Genomic DNA, 21,745 nt, shown 5'->3' with positions numbered 1-21,745 from the left:
GAGAAGTGCAAAAAAACGGGGTAAACAAGGACGTTACTATTGCACCTAAATATAGAATGCTGCTTTACATGCAGCGTTACGACACACACAACAAGGAGTAGCGTTTCGTGTTTCGACGTTTTTTTAACCGTAGTGCAATCGCAGTTGCGGTTTTATCAACCAGTTTTATTTCACTCCATGCTAACGCTGACCAAGTTCTTGCTTCTGACAATAGTAAGTCGGTTTCACCATACATTGTGAACGGTAACGTAGCTGATATTGAAGATTATCGCTCTTTTGTATCTTTATTTTCGGATCCGGAGGCCTATACAGATTACTCGCTTGAGGGGCCGATTTGTGGTGGCACGTTGCTCAGTCAAGACTATGTATTGACGGCAGCACACTGCTTTTATGGTGACAGCAACTCCGCTCAATGGAATCAATTATTTACCGTCGCGATAACCAAGTTACAAAATACTGATGAGGCAGGTAGTGCCGAGCGCTTGCGTATCGCAGAGATATATTTACATCCAGATTACAGGGATGGAGAGGATTATCTTTGGCGCAATGACATTGCTATTTTGAAGTTAGAAAAGTCGGCACAATTGGGAGAGCCAGTTAGCTACGGATTCTCAAAAGCGTATCGTTACCAGCCAGCAAGCTTTATAGCAGTCGGGCATGGTGATACTCGCTCAAATGTCGATGATTCTGAGCAACTACTTGAGGTGCCTCTTAACTATGTCAGCAATAGCCAATGTATGGCTTTTGGGTTAAGTGGTGTGCGAGATGACTATATCTGTTTTTCTGGCGATTATAGTAACGTGACTGGATTAAATGGTGGAACCTGCCAAGGTGATTCGGGAGGTCCGGTATATTGGGAGAACAATGGCAGTTTGGTGCAAATTGGTATCACCAGTTTCGGTCCAGCAGAATGCGGTGATACAAGCATTCCAGTGACATCGGTTTTTACTGAGGTAGCTCACCATTACGACTGGATAGTAGGTGTACTAGCAGGGCACGAAACTCCAACCTATACACCGACTGAACAAGAGCGCGTAAATTTTGGAGAACGCGTGTCACCAAATTCCAATAAGTCAACTGGAAGCGACGGTGGTGGTGGGAGCTTCCCTTGGATATTCACAGCGCTACTTGCCTATGCTGGTTGGTCGAGAAGAAAGCTCACTGATGGTTAGATTGATTTAAACTCCTTCAGTTGCGACGCCGAGCTATTTGCTCGGCGTTTTTGATCATCTTTGACTCATTGTTAAGACATACCTAATCGAACCTACGAGATCGTTCGTAACACTCTATACTGAAAGTGAGAGCTAAATCACGTTAACTCCCACAGATTATTCAGAAAAGGAGATTCCGAATGAATCTAAACGTGAAACGATGGTTGTTTGCATCATTGGTTCTGCCGCTAGGTTTGGTGGCAGGGTTAGTGCATGCCGAAAGTGATGTTACTCCTGAAGGTGAGGTAGTCCCAAAGGTTGATATCGCCCCAATGATTGTGAATGGCACCAATGCATCGATTTTAGACTTTCCATCTTTCGTTAGCCTTTTTATTGATTCGTTGGAGTATGACGGACGTTATTCGTCGGGTGCATACTGTGCGGGTACGTTACTCGATAGCCGCCATGTGATGACTGCGGGACACTGTTTATCGAGTTTTAATAGTTATGATGAAGGTGCCGTGTTCTTTACCAGCGCTGTTGTCGGTCTGGAAAACGAGAACCAATTTCTTAACGCTGAAAAACAGCGTGCTGAAGCAGTGTTCTTCCACCCGAACTTTGAAAACAACATTACCAAACTGCTCCCCAATGACATTGCAATTATTCGTCTAGAGAGCTCTGTGTCGGGGGGGAGCTTAGTTTCACGCGCTACGTCCACAGAGTCGAGTCAATATAGAAGCCGCCTCGCTGCGTTCGTTGCGCTAGGGCATGGTGACGTGGAAACCGGAGTGAATGGTACCAATATTCTGCAACGTGCAGATCTATTCTGGGTCTCCAATGCTACCTGCGCTAACAATTTTACTAACGGTAACTTCCTAACAGATAAGCAAATTTGTTTTAGTGGTGCGACTTCAATTGCTAATGGTCTTAAAGCGGGAACATGCCAAGGTGATTCTGGAGGACCTATCTACTGGAATGATAATGGCGTATTCAAGCAAGTCGGAATCACCAGTTTTGGCCCTGCCGAGTGCGGTGATGCGACTTCAGCAGTGACCGCGGCATATACTGAAATTGCGGATTACGCAGGCTGGATTGATAGTGTGCTGAGTGGTCAGCAAGTACCCACTGTGATAGTGACTGAGCAAGATCGCATCGAATATTTAGAAGCGAACGGCCGCGTTATTTTTCAGGGTGGAACAGTGAACTCTGGCGGTGGTGACGGAGGTGGTGGTGGCGCTTGGTCTTGGCTGCTGTCGTTGAGTCTGATAAGCCTTGGTTGGCTGCGCAGACGAGTGTTTGCATGAGATAAAAAAAGCGCTGCTATTGCAGCGCTATTCAAAATGCCTTATTTAGGGGGTGGCATCGTTTAAAATCATAGATCTCTTAAGCCGCAGCTAGTGTCTTCTTATCCGAGCGGCGTTTTAGGAACGCATACGTAAAGCCTGTTACCGCAGTACCCGCCGCAATCGCTACTAGGTACATCAGTACTGGTGAGATTGCACCAGGAATAAGCAGAACGAACAGACCGCCGTGAGGTGCCATTAGTTTCGCGCCAATTAGCATAGATAGTGCACCCGTTAACGCACCACCAATCATGCATGAAGGGATAACGCGTACAGGATCTTTCGCTGCAAATGGAATCGCACCTTCAGAAATAAAGCACATACCAAGTACGAATGACGCTTTGCCTGCTTCACGTTCACCAGCTTCAAACTTGTCTTTAGCTAGGAATGTCGCTAGACCCATACCAAGCGCAGGAACCATACCCGCGGCCATGATAGCGGCCATAGGTGCGTATGTTTGAGAAGCCAGCAGACCAACACCGAACGTGTAAGCAGCTTTGTTTACCGGACCGCCTAAATCGAAACACATCATTGCGCCTAGAAGTACGCCTAGTAGAACCGCATTGGCGCTACCCATGTTGTTTAGGAAATCAGTCAGACCCGCCATAATGCCAGATACTGGACCGCCAACGATGTAAATCATCACAAGGCCTGTGAACAAGCTAGCCACAAACGGAATGATTAAGATAGGTTTCAACGCTTCCATTGACTGTGGAAGGCTGACTTTATCGGCAATCAATTTCGCTGAGTAACCTGCTAGGAAACCCGCCACAATACCACCAAGGAAACCCGCACCTGTTGAGCTTGCCAGCATGCCGCCAATAAGACCTGGAGCTAGACCTGGGCGATCTGCAATTGAGAACGCAATGTAGCCTGCAAGTACTGGGATCATCAGAGCAAATGCACTGCCACCACCAATGGTCATAAGTGCTGCTGCAAGCGTGCCCTCTTCTTTAAACGCTTCGATACCGAATACAAACGACAGCGCGATGATAAGGCCACCAGCAACAACTACAGGAAGCATGTGAGATACACCGGTCATTAGGTGCTTATACACGCCTTTCTTCTCTTCGGCTGCACCAGACTGACTTGCGCCAGCGGTATGTTTGTAAGGCGACGCGTCAACAAACGCTTTATTGATCTCTTGTTCGGTCTTTTTAAGAGCAAGGCTAGTACTGGTTTTGTACATTGGTTTGCCGTCAAAACGATCCAGTGGAACTTCAATATCCGCAGCGATAATAACCAAATCCGCATCGGCAATTTCTTGTGCGGTCAGTTGGTTTTTCGCACCTACAGAACCACGAGTCTCCACTTTAATGGTGTGACCCATGCGCTTAGCTTCGTCTTCAAGCGCTTCTGCCGCCATGAAGGTGTGCGCCACGCCAGTAGGGCAGGCTGTAATAGCTACGATTTTTTTCGCGCTGCTTGACGTGTCTACTGTCGCTGCAACAGTCACACCTTGCTCTAGTTCGGTCGCTTTTTCGATAGCATCAGCAAGGAATGCTTTTGGATCCGATGTGCAGTCGGAGATGCTCGCTTGATAGACTTTTTTGCCCACAAAGCGCTGAGTATCTACTGGCGCGTTAGCGGCCACAACAATGACATCAGATTCGTTGATTTGAGCCTCTGTTAGAGTTTGTGTTTCCACCACACTAGAATGACACTCGACATTCGCTTCGTGTCCAAGTGCTTTCGCCGCTTGGTCTAAAAGACCTGCCGCGATAATGCTGTTTGCTACGCCACTAGGGCAAGCGGTAATAATTGAAATTTTCATAGGTTCGACCTTCGTGTCCATTTACCACAATAATCTAAGTCAAAGACTTAGGTAAATTAGTGGCTAAGCTTTTGTAACTCTATTTTTTGTTGTAGGGATAAAACTTCTTCCACACTCGCAACACCGACGCCAACTTGGCTCACTGCTAGCGCAGATAAGGCGGTTGCAAAAGAAAGTAATTCTGTTTTCGGCTTAGATTGCATATGGCCCCAACATAGGCCTGCAACGAGCGTGTCACCAGCACCAACAGTGCTCACGACTGACATTCTTGGCGGTTTTGCTTGTAGCCATTCACCGTTTTCTAACCACAGCACACCTTCGGCGCCCATTGACACTACAATGTTGGCAATACCTTTGTCAGAAAGTGATTCGGCGGCTTCTAAACATTGCGCTTGCGTGGTGAGGTGACGGCCAACAAACTGTGATAGCTCCTCATCATTTGGCTTAATTAGCCACGGTTTTGAGTCCAGTCCTTTAGCTAGTGCATCGCGACTGCTATCGAACAAGACACGCTTACCGTTTTGCTGCAGATGTGCAATCCAAATCGCACATTGCTCTGGTGTGATACCGCGTGGCAAACTGCCCGCGAAGACAAAGTAATCGTGCTCTGCCATTAGCTCATTAAGGGTTTGTTCAAATGCAGCGATAGCCTTCGCGTCAACCTCAACACCCGGGAAATTGATGTCACTAACGTCGCCGCTTTGTTCGACCAATTTGACGTTGATGCGAGTAGAACCCGCAACGCGAACAAATTTGTCTTGCGCGCCCATCTCAGCAAACAGTTGACAGAACAGCTCTTGATTATCGGTACCAAGAAAACCCGTAACCGTGACGTTAGAGCCTAAGTCGCTAAGTACTTTTGCGACGTTTACGCCTTTACCAGCTGCGTGCAAAGAACCTTGGTTCACTAGGCTGACGGAACCTTTATTCAAAGTCTCTAGACTGCCAGTGAGATCCAGTGCAGGGTTTAGCGTGATGGTGACGACTTTATTCGTAGTGGTCATAACAGATTCCTTAGCCTTCACCCAGACCCGATGCGATAGCTTTGCCAATCGCTTCTAATGCTTCTGCAGCATCTGCACCTTCAGCGCTAAACTGAAGCTCGTGGCCGTGTTTTACGCCAAGGGCGATCACTTTCATCAGGCTTTTCGCGTTCACTGCTTTGCCATCGCCATTTAGGTTAGACACCTTGATAGACGATTCGAATTTCTTCGCTTCCGCCACTAACATGGCGCCAGGGCGAGCATGAAGGCCGTGAGCATTTTTGATTTTGAATACAGCAACGTTGCCATCTTCAGCGTCAGCCGCTTGAACATCTTCGCCAGTGAAGAAACCAAGCACTTGTTCGGTAGAGAGTGACATCAGTTTGTCTTGCTCTTGTTTGAATACCAGTTCAGTAATTTTGTCTAGCATCGGTTGGTGAGCATTGTTGCAAGCGGCAAAAGCAATCAGCGCTTGCACTGGTGTTCCATCTAATTCGCATTGGTTGATGGTAGAAACAAATGCTATGCCAGTGCGCGTAACCGCTTTATCACTGCTGACTAGCCATAGGCCTTTACCTAGGTGAGTCGGTGACTTGGTGACGAGATCAGCAACAAACTCGGCGCCAGTACCGCCAGTGTTTTTGAGAAGACCGCCCGCAACCGCTGCCATTTGCACCATGTCACTTGCTGGGAAGTTAAGTTGGATAAGGGAGGCATCAAAGTCAGCTTCTAGCTGAACGTCACCGTTTAGAAGGGCGATGATGTCTTTTTCGCTTTTCGCTTGCTTAAGTTTTTGCTCAACGCCATCAGCAGATAGGATTTTCGTAAGCTGCTTAAGGATACCTAAGTGTTCGTCAGATTTTGCCGCAATGCCAATCGCGACATAAGCGATATTGCCATCGCCCCAATCTACGCCGTTAGGGAAGTGGTGAACGGCAACACCGGTTTGCTTAACCAGATCACGGGTATCGGTTGTGCCGTGCGGGATCGCAATGCCATTACCAAGAAACGTTGAGTTTTGGCCTTCGCGATTTAGCATGCCGTCAACGTAACCATCTTGCACCAAACCTTTAGCGGTAAGGTCTGCGGCGATCGCTTTGATAGCATTCAGTTTATTATCGGAGGATTGATTCAGTGTAATCGTGTTCGTGTCGAGTTGAAGCATAGTTGCTCACCTGTTTAATTCTATTAAAGAACCGATTCATGTTGGCTTGATGCTTACTGCTTTAAGCGTAACTGAATCGATTCAGCAAAAATCTCAAAAAAAGTCAGCAAGTCCTTTGCTGTTGTTTTGGTGGACTTAATTACGGTGTTATTACCCGTAATGATGCGTGATTTTTAGCATCAGACTTAGCGCCACTCTTGGCTATGTTCACTGTCTGTCCATTATCAGTATGGACCAAGTTTTAAATTTGTGAACTCTGCTGAATCCTTTCAGCTTTTATACTGAACCGATTCAGCTTATAATTCAATTCATCAGTTAGCTTGGAATTCATTTATATGATCCATCGCACAGAAAAGGATCGAAACATGACACTCGACGAGATCGCCAAACTGGCAGGGGTATCGAAAACCACCGCCAGCTACGTTATCAATGGCAAAGCGCAAAAATACAGAATTTCAGAGAAGACTCAGCGCAAAGTCATGGCCGTGGTAGAGGAGCACAACTACCGACCGGATCACGCCGCATCATCGCTACGTGCGGGACAGAGCCGTTCATTTGGTTTGATCATCCCAGACCTAGAAAACACCAGTTACGCCCGCATTGCCAAGTTGCTTGAGCAGAACTCTCGTAAGGCTGGATTTCAAATATTGATTGGATGTTCCGATGACGATCCGCAAACAGAGAAGCTGGTGGCCGATGCGTTGATTTCTCGTCGTATTGATGCGTTGTTTGTTGCCAGTGCTATTACCGATGCCAGCGACTACTATCTGCCAGTGCAGCAGCGCGGTACGCCGGTTATTGCGATAGACCGAAGCTTGGATGATGAACACTTTAGCTGCGTGATTAGTGAAGATCATGGTGCGGCTTATGAGCTGACTCAGTCGGTATTGGATAGCAAGGTTGATACCGTTGGCTTAATTGGCGCCTTACCAGAGCTGAATATCTCTCGAGAGCGCCAGTTGGGTTTTGAAACTGCGATAAAGGAAAAGAAACTCAAATCCGTTGTTGCCTATGGCGATCACTTTAATAGTGATGAAGGCAAGCGAGTTTTCATGGAGTGGATAAAGCAGGGCAATGTACCGGATGCATTGGTCACCACGTCGTACACCTTACTTGAAGGTGTGCTCGATGTCCTGATTGATAACCCTGATTTGATGGGGAAAGTTAAGATAGGGACTTTTGGTGACAATCGCCTACTCGATTTTTTACCACTGCGCGTTAATTCGCTTCCGCAGCAGTTTGAACTCATCTGCGATAGTGCGCTTGAGCTAGCACTTAATGCATCGGCTAAACGCTATAACCCTGGTGTTGAGCTGATTCCAAGAAAGATTAAGCTAAGAAATTAACCAAAAAAGGGAGCCTGCGCTCCCTTTCTACTATTTATTCGTTTAGATTAAGTCATTCGTTCTGACTAAAGCTGCTGCGCGCAGTTGATATCGCCTAATGCGGTACAAATCTCTTTTTCACGCTTAGCGTCTTCTTCCATTTTGGTACCAATTTCTTGGTTATTACGATATTCGTTCGACGAAGCACACCCTGCTAGCACTGCTGCTAACGCTATGCCCATGACCACTGCGATTTTCGAATTCATCGTGAACTCCTTGTTAATTTTTTCATAAATTTAACACTGAAGGCGCGCTGAAACTAGACATTTATTGAATGTTTGAGCGCGACTGATGATTTCTTTACCAATTACAAAAAGCAGTTGGAACTAATCTGACAGTGACTGCCCGTTACTTGAAATAACACCTTGATACCAATAAAAACTCTTCTTGCGTTTGCGTTCTAGCGTGCCAGTACCATCGTCGTGACGATCGACATAGATGAAGCCGTAGCGCTTACTCATTTCCGCTGTTGAGTTAGCCACCAAATCAATCGGTCCCCAACTTGTGAAGCCCATTAACTCGACGCCGTCGGCTACGGCTTCGCGAGCCTGTACTAAGTGATCGTTCAAATAGGCAATACGGTAGTCATCTTGGATTTCTCCGTTTTCATCGACTTCATCACGTGCCCCTAGGCCATTCTCAACGATGAACAGTGGCTTTTGGTAACGGTCGTACAAGAAGTTAAGCAGTACACGAAGACCCTTAGGGTCGATGAGCCAGCCCCACTGACTTTTCTCAAGGTATGGGTTTGGCACACTATCAACGATGTTGCCTACTTCTTTCTGTTTTGGATCGGCACTCGCACAGCCGCTGGCGTAGTAGCTAAACGAAATAAAATCGACAGAAGCATTAGCGATGGTTTCCAAGTCTCCTTCTTCCATCGCAACTTCAATCCCGTTTTCGCGGAAATAACGCAGCATATAGCCAGGGTACTTACCACGAGTTTGCACATCGCCAAAGAACAGCCACTTGTTGTTTTCGTGCATAGCGGCAATGACATCATCCGGATTACATGTGTAAGGGTAGTTTAATGCCCCTAATAGCATATTGCCGATTTGGCCATCTGGAATAATGCGTTTACATGCCTGTACCGCTTTGGCATTGGCGACCAGTTGATGATGGATCGCTTGGTAGATCTCTTGCTCTGTTGCTTCTTCTTGCAAACCAACACCGGTGAAAGGGGCGTGCAAAGACATGTTGATCTCGTTGAACGTCAGCCAAAGTTTCACTTTGTTTTTGTAGCGTTCAAATACTGTTGTTACGTAGCGCTCAAACAGTTCAATTAACTTGCGGTCACCCCAACCGCCGTAGTTTTCTACCAAGGCGTAAGGCATTTCGTAATGCGACAGAGTGACAAATGGCGTCATGTTGTACTTTGCCAATTCATCGAAAATACGGTCATAGTAGGCAAGGCCAGCTTCGTTCGGCTCGGCATCATCACCATTAGGGTAGATGCGTGTCCAGGCAATAGAGAGTCTCAAGCAGTTAAAACCCATCTCATCAAATAAAGCAATGTCTTCTGGATAGCGATTGTAAAAATCGATAGCAATATCTTTGATACCCGGAGTGCGTGCCTCGCGAGTTTGGTGTGGGCTCAGAATACCAGAAGGCAACATGTCCGACGTTGATAGCCCCTTGCCATCGAGCGTGAATGAACCTTCAACTTGATTTGCGGCAATTGCGCCACCCCAAAGGAAATTGTCCGGAAATTGCGTCATAGAAACCTCTAAATTGATGAGATTAGATGGCGAGCATAGTGAATGCGCGCTTGTTCAATATAGACCTAGTATCCGGCTTAAACGGGAAGATAAAAAGAGCTGGGTTTGGTTTATAAATTTCCCCAAAAGCAAGCTATCCTGCTTTAATGAGGTGTTATTGGTGTTTTTTAGTTATTATAAGGAAATTATAGTTTCAATAACTTCCCTATATTCTAATCTTATGAAAGATGAACGAGCACTGCATTACTACGAGAGGCTACTTAGTCTTGGTACTAAGCAATCAGCCTCCAAAGGCTCAGTCGCCAAAAATGAGTATCATCTGCCGTTATCTGCTGTGGCAGAAGTTTTATTTACGACAACACGGCACGCGAGAACCGTTTTGCAAGCACTCCAACAGCGAGGATGGCTAACTTGGACACCTAAAGTTGGCAGAAACCAGCGTTCGCATCTCATATTACATTTTGACCCCAAAGCCCTTCGCCAGTTATTGGGACGAGAACTGATTGAACAAGGTCATTACGAATCAGCATTCTCCATGCTGCATGGCGATCAAGAACAGTTCTCACAGCTGTTGCAACAAACCTCTGGAACTATGGTTCGGGAAGGGCAGCTTCATATTCAGCTTACTTATCAGCGTGCGTTTCAACCTATCTTGCCTCATAAACCGCTAAGAAACAGTGAGCGTTTTTTGGTTCGCCAGGTTTATTCATGCTTGACGGCTTGCGACTATGAAGGGAAGGTAACGCCACAGCTTGCTCACCATTGGACGGTCAACGAAGATTATACTCAATGGCGCTTTTATTTAAGGCCAAGATTAGAGTTTCACTCAGGTTTAGCGCTCACCCCTGCAACTGTTGCTCAGCTGTTTTTAAAGCTCAAATCGTTACCTGAATATGACTCAGAACTGGCTCATGTGAGGGCGGTAAACTTCGGACATCAAACGGTTACTTTTGAGTTAGGTCGCCCAGACTGCGGGTTTGATGCCTTGATATCGGATTTACGCTATTCGATTCAGCCGCAAACGCAACTTGATGGTTTGACGGAGAGAGTAGTGGATGGATGTGGTGCATTTCGAGTCATCGAACATTCAGATGAGCGGTTGCGGTTGGAAGCCAATGATCGGTTTTTCGATCTTCCCGCACTAACCGATACGGTTACGATTTGGCAGCTTGATAAAACCTCAACTGAACGGATAGAGCTTGAACACCCTCAATCGGAAGGGGGCTCAACACCAAGTGACATGCCTGATGAGTACGGGCAAACTCAAACCCGTATCGAGAACGGATGTCTGTATTTGCTGATGAATGCCAACAGTTCTTCACTCCCTTTAGACGCTTTGCAACGAGCCTACCTTTTCAGTGTTCTCTCCCCATACTTGATATTAGAGAACCCAGATCTCACCCCACTCTCAAGAGCCTCGATTCCTGCTTTTAACATTTTGCCAAGCTGGACCAAAATTAAACGACGTGTTGCGGATAGAGTCACTCTCCCAGAGAGACTAACCATAGCCGTGTACGATCACCAAGTAATACTAGACTGCGCTAATGGCATCAAAGCTCAGTTAGCCTTGTTAGGCGTTGAGTGCCAAATCAATGTATATACGCTTGAGACGCTGCACAGTAAAGCGAGCGAAGGAAAACTCTCAGAAGACATCACTATTGCCAGCTTTATTGTCGATGACAACCTTCCTGTATCTGTATTCCGCTGGCTTTGCTCTGATGCTGTATTAAGGCAAGGGCTTGATGCTCCTGTCTTAAAATGGCTGGATACCCAAATAACTGAAATCAGAGAGCAGCAAAGTCCACGTAACTATATTAAGGAACTAGAGTCTGTTGCTACGAATTTACTGATAGAAAACAGACTTCTACCACTGTTTCACCACAGACAAACACTGCGCTGGGGTAGTGTCTTACAAGGCGTGAGAATCACCGATTGGTCCTGGCCTGATTTTAGGAGTGTTTGGACGGATGAATCAAATGACATTGAAACGACATAAACCAGCCGATTCCTGAGCATAAGAAATAGCGATGAAAAGCCCCAGCTATAGTGCTGGGGCTTTTCATTTATCATGTCATAAAGACTGAGGACTTATTTAAGAGGATCATTGTCTGGCAGTACGCTATGGAGCCAAAGTGCCAGTCGTTTTTTGATGTTTTGCCCATCTACTTTATCTTCGGGAAGCGGGACGATTTGGCGAACTTCCACTAAGAAGAGATACAGCGCCCTGGCTTTCATTGATTGACTCGCAGAAGGATCATGAATCGGGTAACCCTGCATTGCCGCCATTTTACACCCTACCTCAAGTGCCTTTTTAAACAACTTGTCTTCGTTTTCTAATTTCGCTGTCTTTGACATACATCGCCTAGATTGATCTATGGGTGAGATTAAACCCTAGCAGTTAAGAGTCGCGTTCGCCGTTAAGTCATTCACTTTTTGATAGAAATGACGTTACTGTTTGTAAAAACTCGAGGTATGTCGTGCAGGGGAAGAGAAAAATGAAAAGCCTCGCAGATACGAGGCTAGATAGGTTTAGTGACCCTTAATTTGATCTTTGATTGTCTTCTTAAGGTTTTGCATGAACTCTTTGAAATGAGGCATGAAATCTGCGAACAATGGGTGCTTTCTGTCTTGCATCATCATTGGCCCAAGCAGACGAATGCTTAGTCCTAGGCGCGTTGCGGACTGCTCATCGAGGCTGCTACCTTGCTTCATTTTCTCAATGATTTCGAACATGTCCTCACGATCTTCGATCTCGAACGTCAGCGTTTGAAGTTCACGATCTGCTTTGGTGTTTACTTCTTCGATAGTAATACGGTATTGATTGTGTTTACTGTTCATAGGGTTCTCCAAAAAAACGGTTACTGAATTAGCTTTTAAGAAACTTTTCAATCTTAGGTTTTATAGTCATCGACATAACAATCATGATTGTTAAGCCGATTGGGAGTGCGGCAATAAAGCCGTTAAACCATCCATTGGTAAAATCTGAAGCATCAGAAAATCCAACGGTGTTTGCTGCGGTTATAAACGCCAAAAGGGACTCCATAACCACGGCCATAATTAGACCTGTCACTAATTTGCGAACATGTTCACCTTTCTCTGGAAGGAGTCTGCTTACGACTTTGGTCATCAGCGCCATCATTCCCATGCCGAGGGGCATCATTACTGTGGCGGCAAGAGCAAATGAAGAGAGCCACTGCTGAATAAATGTGTCGCCGAATCCGACGTTCATATACGTCATTACTGCAGTGAGCGAACCTCCGATTAGGCTCATCATGCTCACCAAAACGAGAACTTTTAGAAGGACAGGCGTTTTCTTGGTGGTCTCTAGAGAGGCGTTTGACTCCAATGGACTCAGTGTTGCTTGTGTCGTCATTTCGATTCCCCAGTCTTGAAATAAGTTCGATTTAAGTTGATAATGTCAACTATAAGCTCAATGGTTGATATTGTCAACTATATTTTAGAAAGGATCGGTCATGTCTGAAAACACGTCTTTAGAATCTGTCTTTCGTTTGGTTCACTCGCTTAAGCGCCAGATGGCCGAGCAGATAGAAAGTCTCGACTACGATATTGCTCCCATGCATATGCGAGTTATGAAGATCATCACCAAAAAATCACCTTGTACGTCTATCGATGTTGCGCATTATTTAAACAGGGATAAGGCGCAGGTGACTCGGTTGATCAATACGCTATTAGCACAGTCTCTATTGGTTAAAGCGCCCAATCCAAGTGACAAGCGAAGTCATTTTTTGGAGCTTACAGAAGCTGGGCAGAAGGTCATGGCCTGTTTGGCAGATATTGATAAACAGGTACTTGCGGCTATGGCTCAGGGGCTGAGTGAAGAAGAACTGGATAGCTTTAATGCCATCGCAGAGAAAATGGCGAAAAACCTCGAATCGAGCGAGTAAAATAAAGGCTCGAGCAGAAACCATCTAGTGTACTGCAAGCTTTGTACATGCTAAGTCAGTTGATGTCGGTGGCGATCACGGAATGAGTATTAATATCGCCCCGTTTCATTGGCTCTACTATGCTTTTGGTGTAACAGCTCTAAAAGCGATAAGGAGAATGACATGGACTGCAGCTCACTAGCCATCACAATGGATATAAACGGTAGCAAACTGGTTCTTGCCTGGGGACCTAACCAAACGACAGCTCAATGCATCAAGGACTACCACAACATCCAGGCTGACCTAAATGCACAATCGTATATGCTTTCGGTAAATGACCATAAAAACGCGTCACTCGAAAAACCGATCAGCGCTGAAAAAGCCAGTTCACTAATGGATCAATGGCAAGCCATCCAAAATGGCATTGATCAGGATTTGGATGTGCATTGGTAACCGAATGTTATAGAAAAGCTTAAACTAAAGCCAAAGCTAAGCTTTGGCTTTTTGCTGCTAGCCGCTTTCATAAATATCTATGTAGCACGTTGATATTGTATGGTTTGTTCTTGTAGAACGAGCAGAAGATCTTAGTCTAACGATTGAATTATAAATAAGTGTTTTATGTTGCCTTGGTGTTTTAATTCGACATATATCTCTAGTTTTATCGGTTTGGTGTGATTTGATTCCGATAACAGGCGAGATATATCTAGATTCCCACATTTTACGCCCTCAAACTTTTCCCTAAGAAACAAAGTGTAAGTCACACTTTATTAAAGTAAATGTTGCTCACTTGTTAATCGGAACTAGTTTTTTGAGTAGCGCTCAATTTTCTGATGTTGAGTTTGGATCGGAGGGATAGGCACTAAACATGGATAGTCGTTACGTACAATTTAAGAATGTAAAAAAGAGCTATGATCGACATAATTTTGTAGTGAAAGACTTTAGCCTCGACATTGCAAAAGGCGAGTTTGTAACGTTGCTGGGGCCATCAGGTTCAGGTAAAACCACCTGTTTAATGATGTTAGCTGGGTTTGAAGATGTCACCAGTGGCGGTATTGAAGTCGATGGTGAGCTGATTACTAACGTCGCGCCTTACCATCGCAATATTGGCATGGTTTTCCAACATTATGCTCTGTTTCCTCATATGACAGTGGCTGAAAATTTGGCCTATCCATTGCAAGTCCGCAAAATGTCCAAAGACCAAATCAAACAAAAAGTACATGAGTTTCTAAAGCTGGTGGAGCTAGAGCATTTTGGGGATCGTTATCCGGGACAGCTCTCCGGAGGTCAGAAACAACGAGTGGCTCTTGCGAGGTCTTTGATCTTTAAACCGTCTATTGTACTTATGGATGAGCCGCTTGGGGCGCTCGATAAAAATTTACGTGAACAGATGCAATTTGAGATAAAACGCCTCCACGAACAGTTGGGCTTTACTGCTATTTATGTCACCCACGATCAAACCGAAGCTCTTACGATGTCAGATAGGATAGCCGTCTTTGAAGATGGCGTTGTTCAGCAGTGTGCGGATCCTTCAACCTTATATGAGCGCCCTGCTAATGCGTTCGTTGCTGATTTCCTAGGGGAGAATAATCACCTTCCCGGCACTCTCCTTAAAGTCGAAGGGGAACATGCGTATGTTGAACTGACGAATGGTAGCCAAGTTGTCGCAACTGCGATCAATTGTCCCGGTATTGGGGAGCGCTGCATGTTGGCCGTTCGCCCGGAAAACTTCTTTATTGGTGACAAGGATGAGACCAACACGAATCAGGTTTACGCCACATTTGTTACCCGTTTATATGTGGGGGATTTCATCCGCTATTTCTTCAAGTTGCAAGACGGAAGAGATGTCATGGTGAAGCTTCTCAATGATCAACAAGCACCGACCTTCAAGGCCGGTGATAAAGCCAGCCTAACGTGGTCCATTTCAGATGGGTTAGCGCTTGACCACCCTTAGTCAAGGAAAGAAAGGAAATATGATGACGAACATGAAAAAGTGGCTTCCTATTGCTCTTGCGTTTGGATTGAGCAATGCAGCAGTTGCGGATCAACTGACGGCAGTGTCGTTTGGTGGAGCGTATGGCGATGCCCAGAAAAAACATATGCTAGACCCATTTACCGCGAGTACCGGACACAAAGTGTTATCAGAAAACTACTCTGGTGGTATTGCCGAGCTCAAGGCACAAGTCGAAAGTGGCAATGTGCTCTGGGACGTCATTGATGTGGAAGTTATTGACTTAGAGCGCGCGTGTTCTGAAGGCCTACTTGAAGTTTTCCCAATGGACACACTACCGCCGGGTGACGATGGTACTCCCGCGAAGGATGACTTTAGCTCAGAAGCTTTAGCCAATGAGTGTGGTGTTGGTAACATCGTTTGGACAGTGCTGTTTGCCTATAACCATGACACCATCAAAGGTGGTAAACCAAGCTCTATTCAAGATCTGTTCGATACCAAAACCTACCCGGGTAAACGTGCCTTTAGGAAACGCCCTCAAGTGAACTTGGAGTGGGCGTTATTGGCAGATGGTGTCGCCAAAGAAGACGTTTATGATGTGCTGAGTACTGACGAAGGGCAAAAGCGTGCCTTTGCCAAGCTCGACAGCATCAAGGATGACATTGTGTGGTTCGACAGTTGGTCGCAAGCTCCTCAGTTGCTCAATGATGGTGGCGCTGTGATGGTGCAATCAGCGAATGGGCGTTTCTTTGATGCGATTCAGCGTGAAGGTAAGCCTTTTGAAATGGTGTGGGACTCGCATGTGTATGATTTAGATGTTTGGGCCATTGTGAAAGGGACTAAGAAGAAAGCGTTAGCGGAAGAGTTCATTCGCTTTGCGACAAGTTCGAAACCACTGAGTGGTATGCCTGAGGTAGCGTATGGCCCAACTCGTAAGTCGGCATATCAGTATGTGGATCCTGCGGTAATTCCTAAGCTGCCATCGTCTCACTTAGATGAAGGCGTGAAAGCATCGGGTGATTTCTGGGCCGATTACGGCGAGACATTGGGTGAGAAATTCAACGAGTGGTTACTTCAATAAATGCAGTTAACTAGCTGCTAAGAAGAAGGATGCCATCGGTGATGGCATCCTTTTGATATCTGACACACCTTCAAGGATGAAAGCGGTATGGTGAGTGACAATACGCTAACTTTGACTGAGCTAGCACAGACTAAGAAGAAACATCGCAGCAAACAATTGATGTTGTTTTTGTTCACTTTTCCGTTGCTTCTGTTTGTGTTTATTTCATTTTTGGCCCCAATTACTACGATGTTGTATCGCAGTGTCTATCATCCGACCGTCGCTCAGTTGGTGCCAAACACTCTTGAGGCGATGAAGTCATGGGATGAATCCTCTGGAGCTATGCCATCTGACGACATTATTCAAGTCTTTACTGTTGAGCTGTATGGGCTTGCGAAAGAGCGCCGCTCAGGAAAACTGGCGGAAGAGATCAATCGCTCGTTACCGGGTTCATCTAGCTTAATTAAATCGACTGCCCGAAAAATCAAAAGAATGCCGGCCGATGAGGTGAGTACAGAAGGGGCGAATGTCCTGTTAGACAAACACAAGAAATGGCGCTCTCCAGAGGTTTGGGTAGCGATCAAGCTATCGGGTAATAAGTGGACCGAGCGTTATTACTTAACGGCGCTGGATCTCAAGAAAACACTGCAAGGCGACATCGAAGCAAGAGACACCAAAATCTACATCAAGCTCTACTGGAAGAGTTTAAAAATCGCGCTCTACATTACCTTACTGACTGCGATTATTGCTTTTCCGTTGTCCTACTATCTATCAACGGCTTCTGCGAGCAAAGCGAACAAGCTTTTGGTGTTTGTGTTACTGCCTTTTTGGACTTCGTTGTTGGTACGTACCACTTCCTGGATTGCGTTGCTGCAAACGAATGGGGTAGTGAACAGCACTCTTAAAGCTATTGGTATTATCGACCAACCATTGGATCTACTGTATACCGAGTTCTCGACCATCATTTCTATGACGCACATTCTCCTGCCGTTTATGATTTTGCCTTTATACAGCGTTATGAAAAATATTGACCCAAGCTACTATCGAGCCGCGTTGTCACTGGGTTCAAAGCCGATGCCAGCCTTCTTTAAAATCTATTTTCCAATGACATTGCCAGGCTTAAGTGCAGGTGCGTTGTTGGTGTTTATTATCTCGATTGGTTATTACATCACGCCAGCGTTAGTTGGCGGGACCGATGGGCAAATGATCAGTAATATCATTGCGTTTCATATGCAGTCTTCCAACAACTGGGAGCTAGCCGCCGCCCTAGGTAGCTTACTGCTGGTATTAATTTTGGCTCTCTATTGGTTGTATGACCGTTGGGTGGGCGTGAACAACATTAAGTTAGGGTAATGGTATGAAGAGATTTCCAAGTTACTTTACTCCTTTGCAGAAGTTAGGCTCGTTGTCTCTGTCGGCCAGTGCGTACCTGACGTTGCTTTTTTTGATGATGCCGATATTGGTGATTATTCCGTTATCGTTTAATGCAGAGCCTTATTTTAGCTTTACACCTGGCATGTTGGCGTTTGAAAAGGAGGCATACTCTCTAGAGTGGTATGCAGAAATTTGGCACGATGACAATTGGCTACTTGCCATTAAAAACAGCTTTCTAATTGGTATTTGTGCAACGGTGCTCGCGACGGTATTAGGTACGTTGGCTGCCATTGGTTTGAGTAACTCTGCCATGCCAATGCAACGTATTATCATGGCCATTTTGTTGTCTCCAATGATCGTACCTTTGATCATCACTGCCGCTGGCATGTTTTTCTTTTACACCCAGTTGAATCTTGCGGGCACTTTTTGGGGAGTAGTGATTGCACATGCAGCATTAGGTACACCCTTTGTGATTATTACCGTCAATGCTGCATTGGCAGGGTTTGACTACTCCCTTGTACAGGCTTCGCTAGGTATGGGCGCTAAGCCAGTATATACCTTTGTTAAGATTATCATGCCGCTAATCAGACCTGGTGTCATTTCAGGCGCTTTATTTGCGTTTGTAACCTCGTTTGATGAAGTCGTGGTCGCGTTGTTTTTGGCAGGTCCTGAGCAAAAGACGATACCTAGGCAGATGTTCTCTGGACTCAGAGAGCAGATTAACCCAACGATATTGGCGGTTGCGACGCTGTTAGTGGTGCTGTCGGCTTTATTGCTGTTTACCATCGAATATTTACGCTCGAGGTCGGAGCGAATTCGAATCAATAGCTGGTAGGTGAAAAACAGGCGCTACAATTAGGAATTAGCCTCTATTGCTCGCAAATGATCTTCTGAATACAAAACGAATGGCATATAGGGCTGTACGAGAGTACTGCTCCTTGTTACGCTGATGCTTCGATATTACAGAGTTGCAAGCGACAAGGCGATAAGATGAAGGAAAATCACTCTGATACGTGGCGACGATTTTATGAAAAATCACTATCTCGTCCTCATCATTCTCGTACCGAATTTGCGGTGACACTCAATCGCTCTTCATCTCGTTTAGCAACAGACTGTGGCTGTGGCACTGGTAGCGATATTCAGTACCTTTCTGCTTCTGGTTATCAGGTTCATGGTTTTGACAGTAACGCCGACTCCGTCGCTATTTGCCGAGACCGGTTTGGCGCAAATGACAGTGTCTTTTTAACTCGAGCCACATTCGAAGAGTTTGTCTATCCAAAGGTTGGTATCGTCATTGCCAACTCTAGTTTGTTCTTTGCTGACCCAACGTGTTTTCAAGCTACTTGGCAGCGAATCGCTTCGTCTATTGAGAAAGGTGGAGTTTTTGCTGGTGATTTTATGGGTCAAAAAGACGATTGGGCATCAAACTATCGCTCGTCAACAACCCCTTTAACAGAGAGGCAGGTTAGAGCGCTGTTTAGTGATTTTTACATTGTTCGCTTTCACGAGCGTGATGAGCAGGGAACAACAGCGATAGGGAATCAAAAGCACTGGCATACCTACTCATTGGTGGCGGTAAAAGTTTGTTGAGAATAGGTCCAGTATGATGTTGGATACGTTTTGGAAAGAACAGTATGTTTAAATTAGAAGTCGACAAAACACTCTCCCTCGCTCTAGTTGAGCCGCGATTTGCGTCTAATTACCTCAAGATAGTGACCGATGAACGTGATTACTTGTCGCAGTGGTTAGTATGGCCAGAGCATGCCACTGACAATGCGTTCTTCCAGCGTTTTATTAAGCAGTCGCTACACGATTATGCGGATGGCAAATCTATGACTTGCGCCATTATTTATCAAGATGACGTGGTGGGAAACATTAGTTTCAACACCATCAATCATTCGTTAAAAAAAGTGGAAATTGGCTATTGGCTAAGCCAGAGAAAGCAAGGGAAGGGGATCGTAACACGGGCAGTGGCAACACTGGTAGAGATGGCTTTTGTTGAGTTAGAGATGAAAAAAGTTCAGATATCAGCCGCGATTGAGAATAAACCAAGTCGAGCTGTCTGTGAGAGGCTGGGCTTTTCTTTAGAAGGGGTTATCACCCGCGCCGAGAACTTAAATGGGCGTGTGGTTGACCATGCCATCTATGGACTGTCACGAGATACATGGTCAAAGAACGTGACTAACTAGCCAGATGCTTAAACTGTAAGTCGACTAATCGACGGTAAAGCTCGCAGGTTTGCAGCAACGCATGATGATTACCTTTGTCGACTAAACGACCGTGATCCAACACAGCGATTTGATCCGCGTGTTGGATGGTAGAAAGTCGATGCGCAATGATGATGGTGGTTCTTCCTTGCATTAGTTCTTCTAACGCTTGTTGAACATGGTGTTCACTTTCACTATCCAGAGCGCTGGTGGCTTCATCGAGTAACAAGATCTTAGGATCTTTAAGTATCGCTCTCGCAATGGCAATGCGTTGTCGCTGACCACCAGAGAGGCGCACGCCTCGCTCTCCCAGAAAGCTTTGATACCCTTCAGGTAAATTCATAATAAAATCGTGAGCATGGGCTTTCTTTGCCGCTTCAATCACTTCAGCATCACTGGCGTTCGGATTGCCGTAGCGAATATTGTGGAACACATCATTACTGAAAAGAGCGGGCTGCTGAGGAACCAATGCCATTTGCTTGCGAAGTTCATGAGGATCAAAGCGTCGAATATCGATGCCACCTAAGGTGATTTGCCCTGCTTCAGGATCGTAAAACCGCTGCATTAGCTCAAACAAGGTGGTTTTTCCGGCGCCAGAAGGCCCCACCAATGCCAAAACCTTGCCTTCTTCGGCGACCAAATCCAGTGACTCCACTGCTGCCAGTGTAGGTCTAGATGGGTAGTGGAATATCACGTTGTGAAACGCGACTTCTGGTTTTAGTTTGTTTGGTGAAAGTATGTCGCTTGTTGGGGCGGTAATATGGCTTTCGACTTGTAAAATCTCGACCAATCTTTCCGTGGCTCCCGCTGCACGTTGCAACTCGCCCATGACTTCTGAAATGGTGGCAAGGGATGAAGCCACCATGATGGCATAAAACACAAAAGCGCCGAGATCGCCTGCCGACATCACACCGTTAATCACATCGCTGCCGCCTACCCAAAGCATGCCGGCGATAGCACTAAACACGATCACAATCACGCCCGAGATTAAGATTGCGCGCTGTTTAACTCGGCGGCGACCGATATCATAAGCCCGTTCTACTTCACTGGAAAACGAGGCGCGCTCTTGCGCTTCAAAGCTGTAACTTTGAACCGTCTTGATATGTTCAATGGCCTCTCCTGCATAGCTACCCACATCCGCCATTGAATCTTGGCTTTGCCTAGATAGTGCTCTTACGCGCCTGCCATAAAACAAAATAGGCACTAGAATGAATGGCACAGAGGCAAGGACAATGAGGGTGAGCTTAACGTTGGTCGCAAATAGCATGATGATGGCACCCACGCACATCAAGGCACTGCGCATTGCCATTGAGAATGATGAGCCAATAATACTTTGCAGTAGCGTTGTGTCTGTGGTGATACGAGACATGATGTCACCGCTGCCATTGGTTTCAAAGTAACTCGGATGCAGCGTAATCACATGGTCGAACACGGCTTGACGAATGTCGGCGCTGACACGCTCACCAACAGAAGAGACTAAGTAGAAACGGAAAAACGTGCCGATAGAGATACACAACGTGATGAGGAGAATGAACTGTATCGCGCTCTGTAGATCAGCCAGTGACTGCTGAGTAAAGCCTTGGTCAATGAGAATGCGTACGCCGTGGCCAACCGAGAGGGTTAATCCAGCCGTGACAATAAGAGCCAGCAGTGCGGCGAACACTTTCATTCGGTAAGGACGGATAAAGGCCAAAAGCTCAACTAAAATCCCCAAGTTTTTTCGTTGTTGTTTTGATTGGGAGGGTATTTGCAT

General features: G+C 45.9%; 21 protein-coding genes. 12 read left to right on the top strand and 9 right to left on the bottom strand.

The window, feature by feature from the left end; genetic code table 11:
* The first annotated feature begins 107 nt into the window (after nt 1–107).
* Together ACVA6Q_RS06195 and ACVA6Q_RS06190 are read left to right on the top strand one after the other, a co-directional pair.
* Nucleotides 108–1,172: a S1 family peptidase gene (locus tag ACVA6Q_RS06195; protein WP_446646894.1), complete on the top strand. Its 1,065-nt coding sequence runs from the start codon at nt 108–110 to the stop codon at nt 1,170–1,172.
* Nucleotides 1,173–1,351: 179 nt separating this feature from the next.
* On the top strand, nt 1,352–2,455 hold the full coding sequence (locus ACVA6Q_RS06190; RefSeq protein ID WP_446646893.1) for a S1 family peptidase: 1,104 nt from the start codon (nt 1,352–1,354) through the stop codon (nt 2,453–2,455).
* Nucleotides 2,456–2,534: 79 nt separating this feature from the next.
* Here the strand turns inward: ACVA6Q_RS06190 and fruA are convergent, their stop codons facing one another.
* Genes fruA through fruB form a run of 3 tightly spaced genes read right to left on the bottom strand, consistent with a single transcriptional unit; the run spans nt 2,535 to nt 6,416 of the window.
* Nucleotides 2,535–4,268: a PTS fructose transporter subunit IIBC gene (gene fruA, locus ACVA6Q_RS06185; protein ID WP_446646892.1), complete on the bottom strand. Its 1,734-nt coding sequence runs from the start codon at nt 4,266–4,268 to the stop codon at nt 2,535–2,537.
* Between the two features lie 56 nt (nt 4,269–4,324).
* Entirely contained in the window at nt 4,325–5,272 is a 948-nt protein-coding gene (pfkB, locus tag ACVA6Q_RS06180) for a 1-phosphofructokinase (protein ID WP_446646891.1), read from the bottom strand.
* A 10-nt stretch (nt 5,273–5,282) separates the two neighbouring features.
* Complete coding sequence (fruB, locus tag ACVA6Q_RS06175) at nt 5,283–6,416, bottom strand: fused PTS fructose transporter subunit IIA/HPr protein (RefSeq protein WP_446646890.1); 1,134 nt, start codon at nt 6,414–6,416, stop codon at nt 5,283–5,285.
* A 365-nt stretch (nt 6,417–6,781) separates the two neighbouring features.
* Between fruB and cra the strand changes: the two genes are divergently transcribed.
* Nucleotides 6,782–7,762, top strand: coding sequence for a catabolite repressor/activator (gene cra / locus ACVA6Q_RS06170; RefSeq protein ID WP_418642441.1), 981 nt, complete (start codon nt 6,782–6,784; stop codon nt 7,760–7,762).
* 65 nt (nt 7,763–7,827) lie between these two features.
* Here the strand turns inward: cra and ACVA6Q_RS06165 are convergent, their stop codons facing one another.
* Together ACVA6Q_RS06165 and ACVA6Q_RS06160 are read right to left on the bottom strand one after the other, a co-directional pair.
* Nucleotides 7,828–8,007: a hypothetical protein gene (locus tag ACVA6Q_RS06165; protein WP_446646889.1), complete on the bottom strand. Its 180-nt coding sequence runs from the start codon at nt 8,005–8,007 to the stop codon at nt 7,828–7,830.
* 120 nt (nt 8,008–8,127) lie between these two features.
* Nucleotides 8,128–9,519, bottom strand: coding sequence for a glycoside hydrolase family 1 protein (locus ACVA6Q_RS06160; protein WP_446646888.1), 1,392 nt, complete (start codon nt 9,517–9,519; stop codon nt 8,128–8,130).
* Between the two features lie 220 nt (nt 9,520–9,739).
* Between ACVA6Q_RS06160 and ACVA6Q_RS06155 the strand changes: the two genes are divergently transcribed.
* Nucleotides 9,740–11,515 (top strand): SgrR family transcriptional regulator, encoded by a 1,776-nt coding sequence (locus ACVA6Q_RS06155; protein ID WP_446646887.1) that lies wholly within the window; start codon nt 9,740–9,742, stop codon nt 11,513–11,515.
* 92 nt (nt 11,516–11,607) lie between these two features.
* On the opposite strand, the gene ACVA6Q_RS06150 is transcribed toward ACVA6Q_RS06155, so the two are convergent.
* The 3 genes from ACVA6Q_RS06150 to ACVA6Q_RS06140 all read right to left on the bottom strand — a co-directional run bounded on the left by ACVA6Q_RS06150 (nt 11,608) and on the right by ACVA6Q_RS06140 (nt 12,892).
* On the bottom strand, nt 11,608–11,874 hold the full coding sequence (locus ACVA6Q_RS06150) for a DUF5062 family protein (RefSeq protein ID WP_353499059.1): 267 nt from the start codon (nt 11,872–11,874) through the stop codon (nt 11,608–11,610).
* 174 nt (nt 11,875–12,048) lie between these two features.
* A complete protein-coding gene (locus ACVA6Q_RS06145; RefSeq protein WP_353499060.1) occupies nt 12,049–12,357 on the bottom strand; it encodes a DUF3861 domain-containing protein in 309 nt (102 codons plus the stop codon).
* A gap of 28 nt (nt 12,358–12,385) precedes the next feature.
* A complete protein-coding gene (locus ACVA6Q_RS06140) occupies nt 12,386–12,892 on the bottom strand; it encodes a DUF2798 domain-containing protein (protein ID WP_446646886.1) in 507 nt (168 codons plus the stop codon).
* A gap of 100 nt (nt 12,893–12,992) precedes the next feature.
* On the opposite strand from ACVA6Q_RS06140, the gene ACVA6Q_RS06135 reads away from it, so the two are divergent.
* The 8 genes from ACVA6Q_RS06135 to ACVA6Q_RS06100 all read left to right on the top strand — a co-directional run bounded on the left by ACVA6Q_RS06135 (nt 12,993) and on the right by ACVA6Q_RS06100 (nt 19,974).
* The gene (locus ACVA6Q_RS06135) at nt 12,993–13,424 is read left to right on the top strand and encodes a MarR family winged helix-turn-helix transcriptional regulator (RefSeq protein ID WP_446646885.1); all 432 of its coding nucleotides are present in this window, start codon (nt 12,993–12,995) and stop codon (nt 13,422–13,424) included.
* Between the two features lie 162 nt (nt 13,425–13,586).
* Nucleotides 13,587–13,856: a hypothetical protein gene (locus tag ACVA6Q_RS06130; RefSeq protein ID WP_446646884.1), complete on the top strand. Its 270-nt coding sequence runs from the start codon at nt 13,587–13,589 to the stop codon at nt 13,854–13,856.
* 412 nt (nt 13,857–14,268) lie between these two features.
* Entirely contained in the window at nt 14,269–15,354 is a 1,086-nt protein-coding gene (locus tag ACVA6Q_RS06125) for an ABC transporter ATP-binding protein (RefSeq protein ID WP_446646883.1), read from the top strand.
* Nucleotides 15,355–15,385: 31 nt separating this feature from the next.
* Nucleotides 15,386–16,432 (top strand): ABC transporter substrate-binding protein, encoded by a 1,047-nt coding sequence (locus ACVA6Q_RS06120; protein ID WP_446646882.1) that lies wholly within the window; start codon nt 15,386–15,388, stop codon nt 16,430–16,432.
* Nucleotides 16,433–16,519: 87 nt separating this feature from the next.
* Complete coding sequence (locus ACVA6Q_RS06115) at nt 16,520–17,764, top strand: ABC transporter permease (protein WP_446646881.1); 1,245 nt, start codon at nt 16,520–16,522, stop codon at nt 17,762–17,764.
* Nucleotides 17,765–17,768: 4 nt separating this feature from the next.
* Complete coding sequence (locus tag ACVA6Q_RS06110; RefSeq protein ID WP_446646880.1) at nt 17,769–18,620, top strand: ABC transporter permease; 852 nt, start codon at nt 17,769–17,771, stop codon at nt 18,618–18,620.
* 155 nt (nt 18,621–18,775) lie between these two features.
* Nucleotides 18,776–19,375 (top strand): methyltransferase domain-containing protein, encoded by a 600-nt coding sequence (locus tag ACVA6Q_RS06105; protein ID WP_446646879.1) that lies wholly within the window; start codon nt 18,776–18,778, stop codon nt 19,373–19,375.
* Nucleotides 19,376–19,419: 44 nt separating this feature from the next.
* A complete protein-coding gene (locus ACVA6Q_RS06100; RefSeq protein WP_446646878.1) occupies nt 19,420–19,974 on the top strand; it encodes a GNAT family N-acetyltransferase in 555 nt (184 codons plus the stop codon).
* Here the strand turns inward: ACVA6Q_RS06100 and ACVA6Q_RS06095 are convergent.
* Entirely contained in the window at nt 19,967–21,745 is a 1,779-nt protein-coding gene (locus ACVA6Q_RS06095; protein WP_446646877.1) for an ABC transporter ATP-binding protein/permease, read from the bottom strand. The two genes, ACVA6Q_RS06100 and ACVA6Q_RS06095, sit on opposite strands and share 8 nt — an antisense overlap.

This window comes from Vibrio sp. DNB22_10_4, assembly GCF_052879755.1.
Note: the sequence above shows the minus strand (reverse complement) of the source record. Positions and strands in the feature narration are given on the sequence as shown.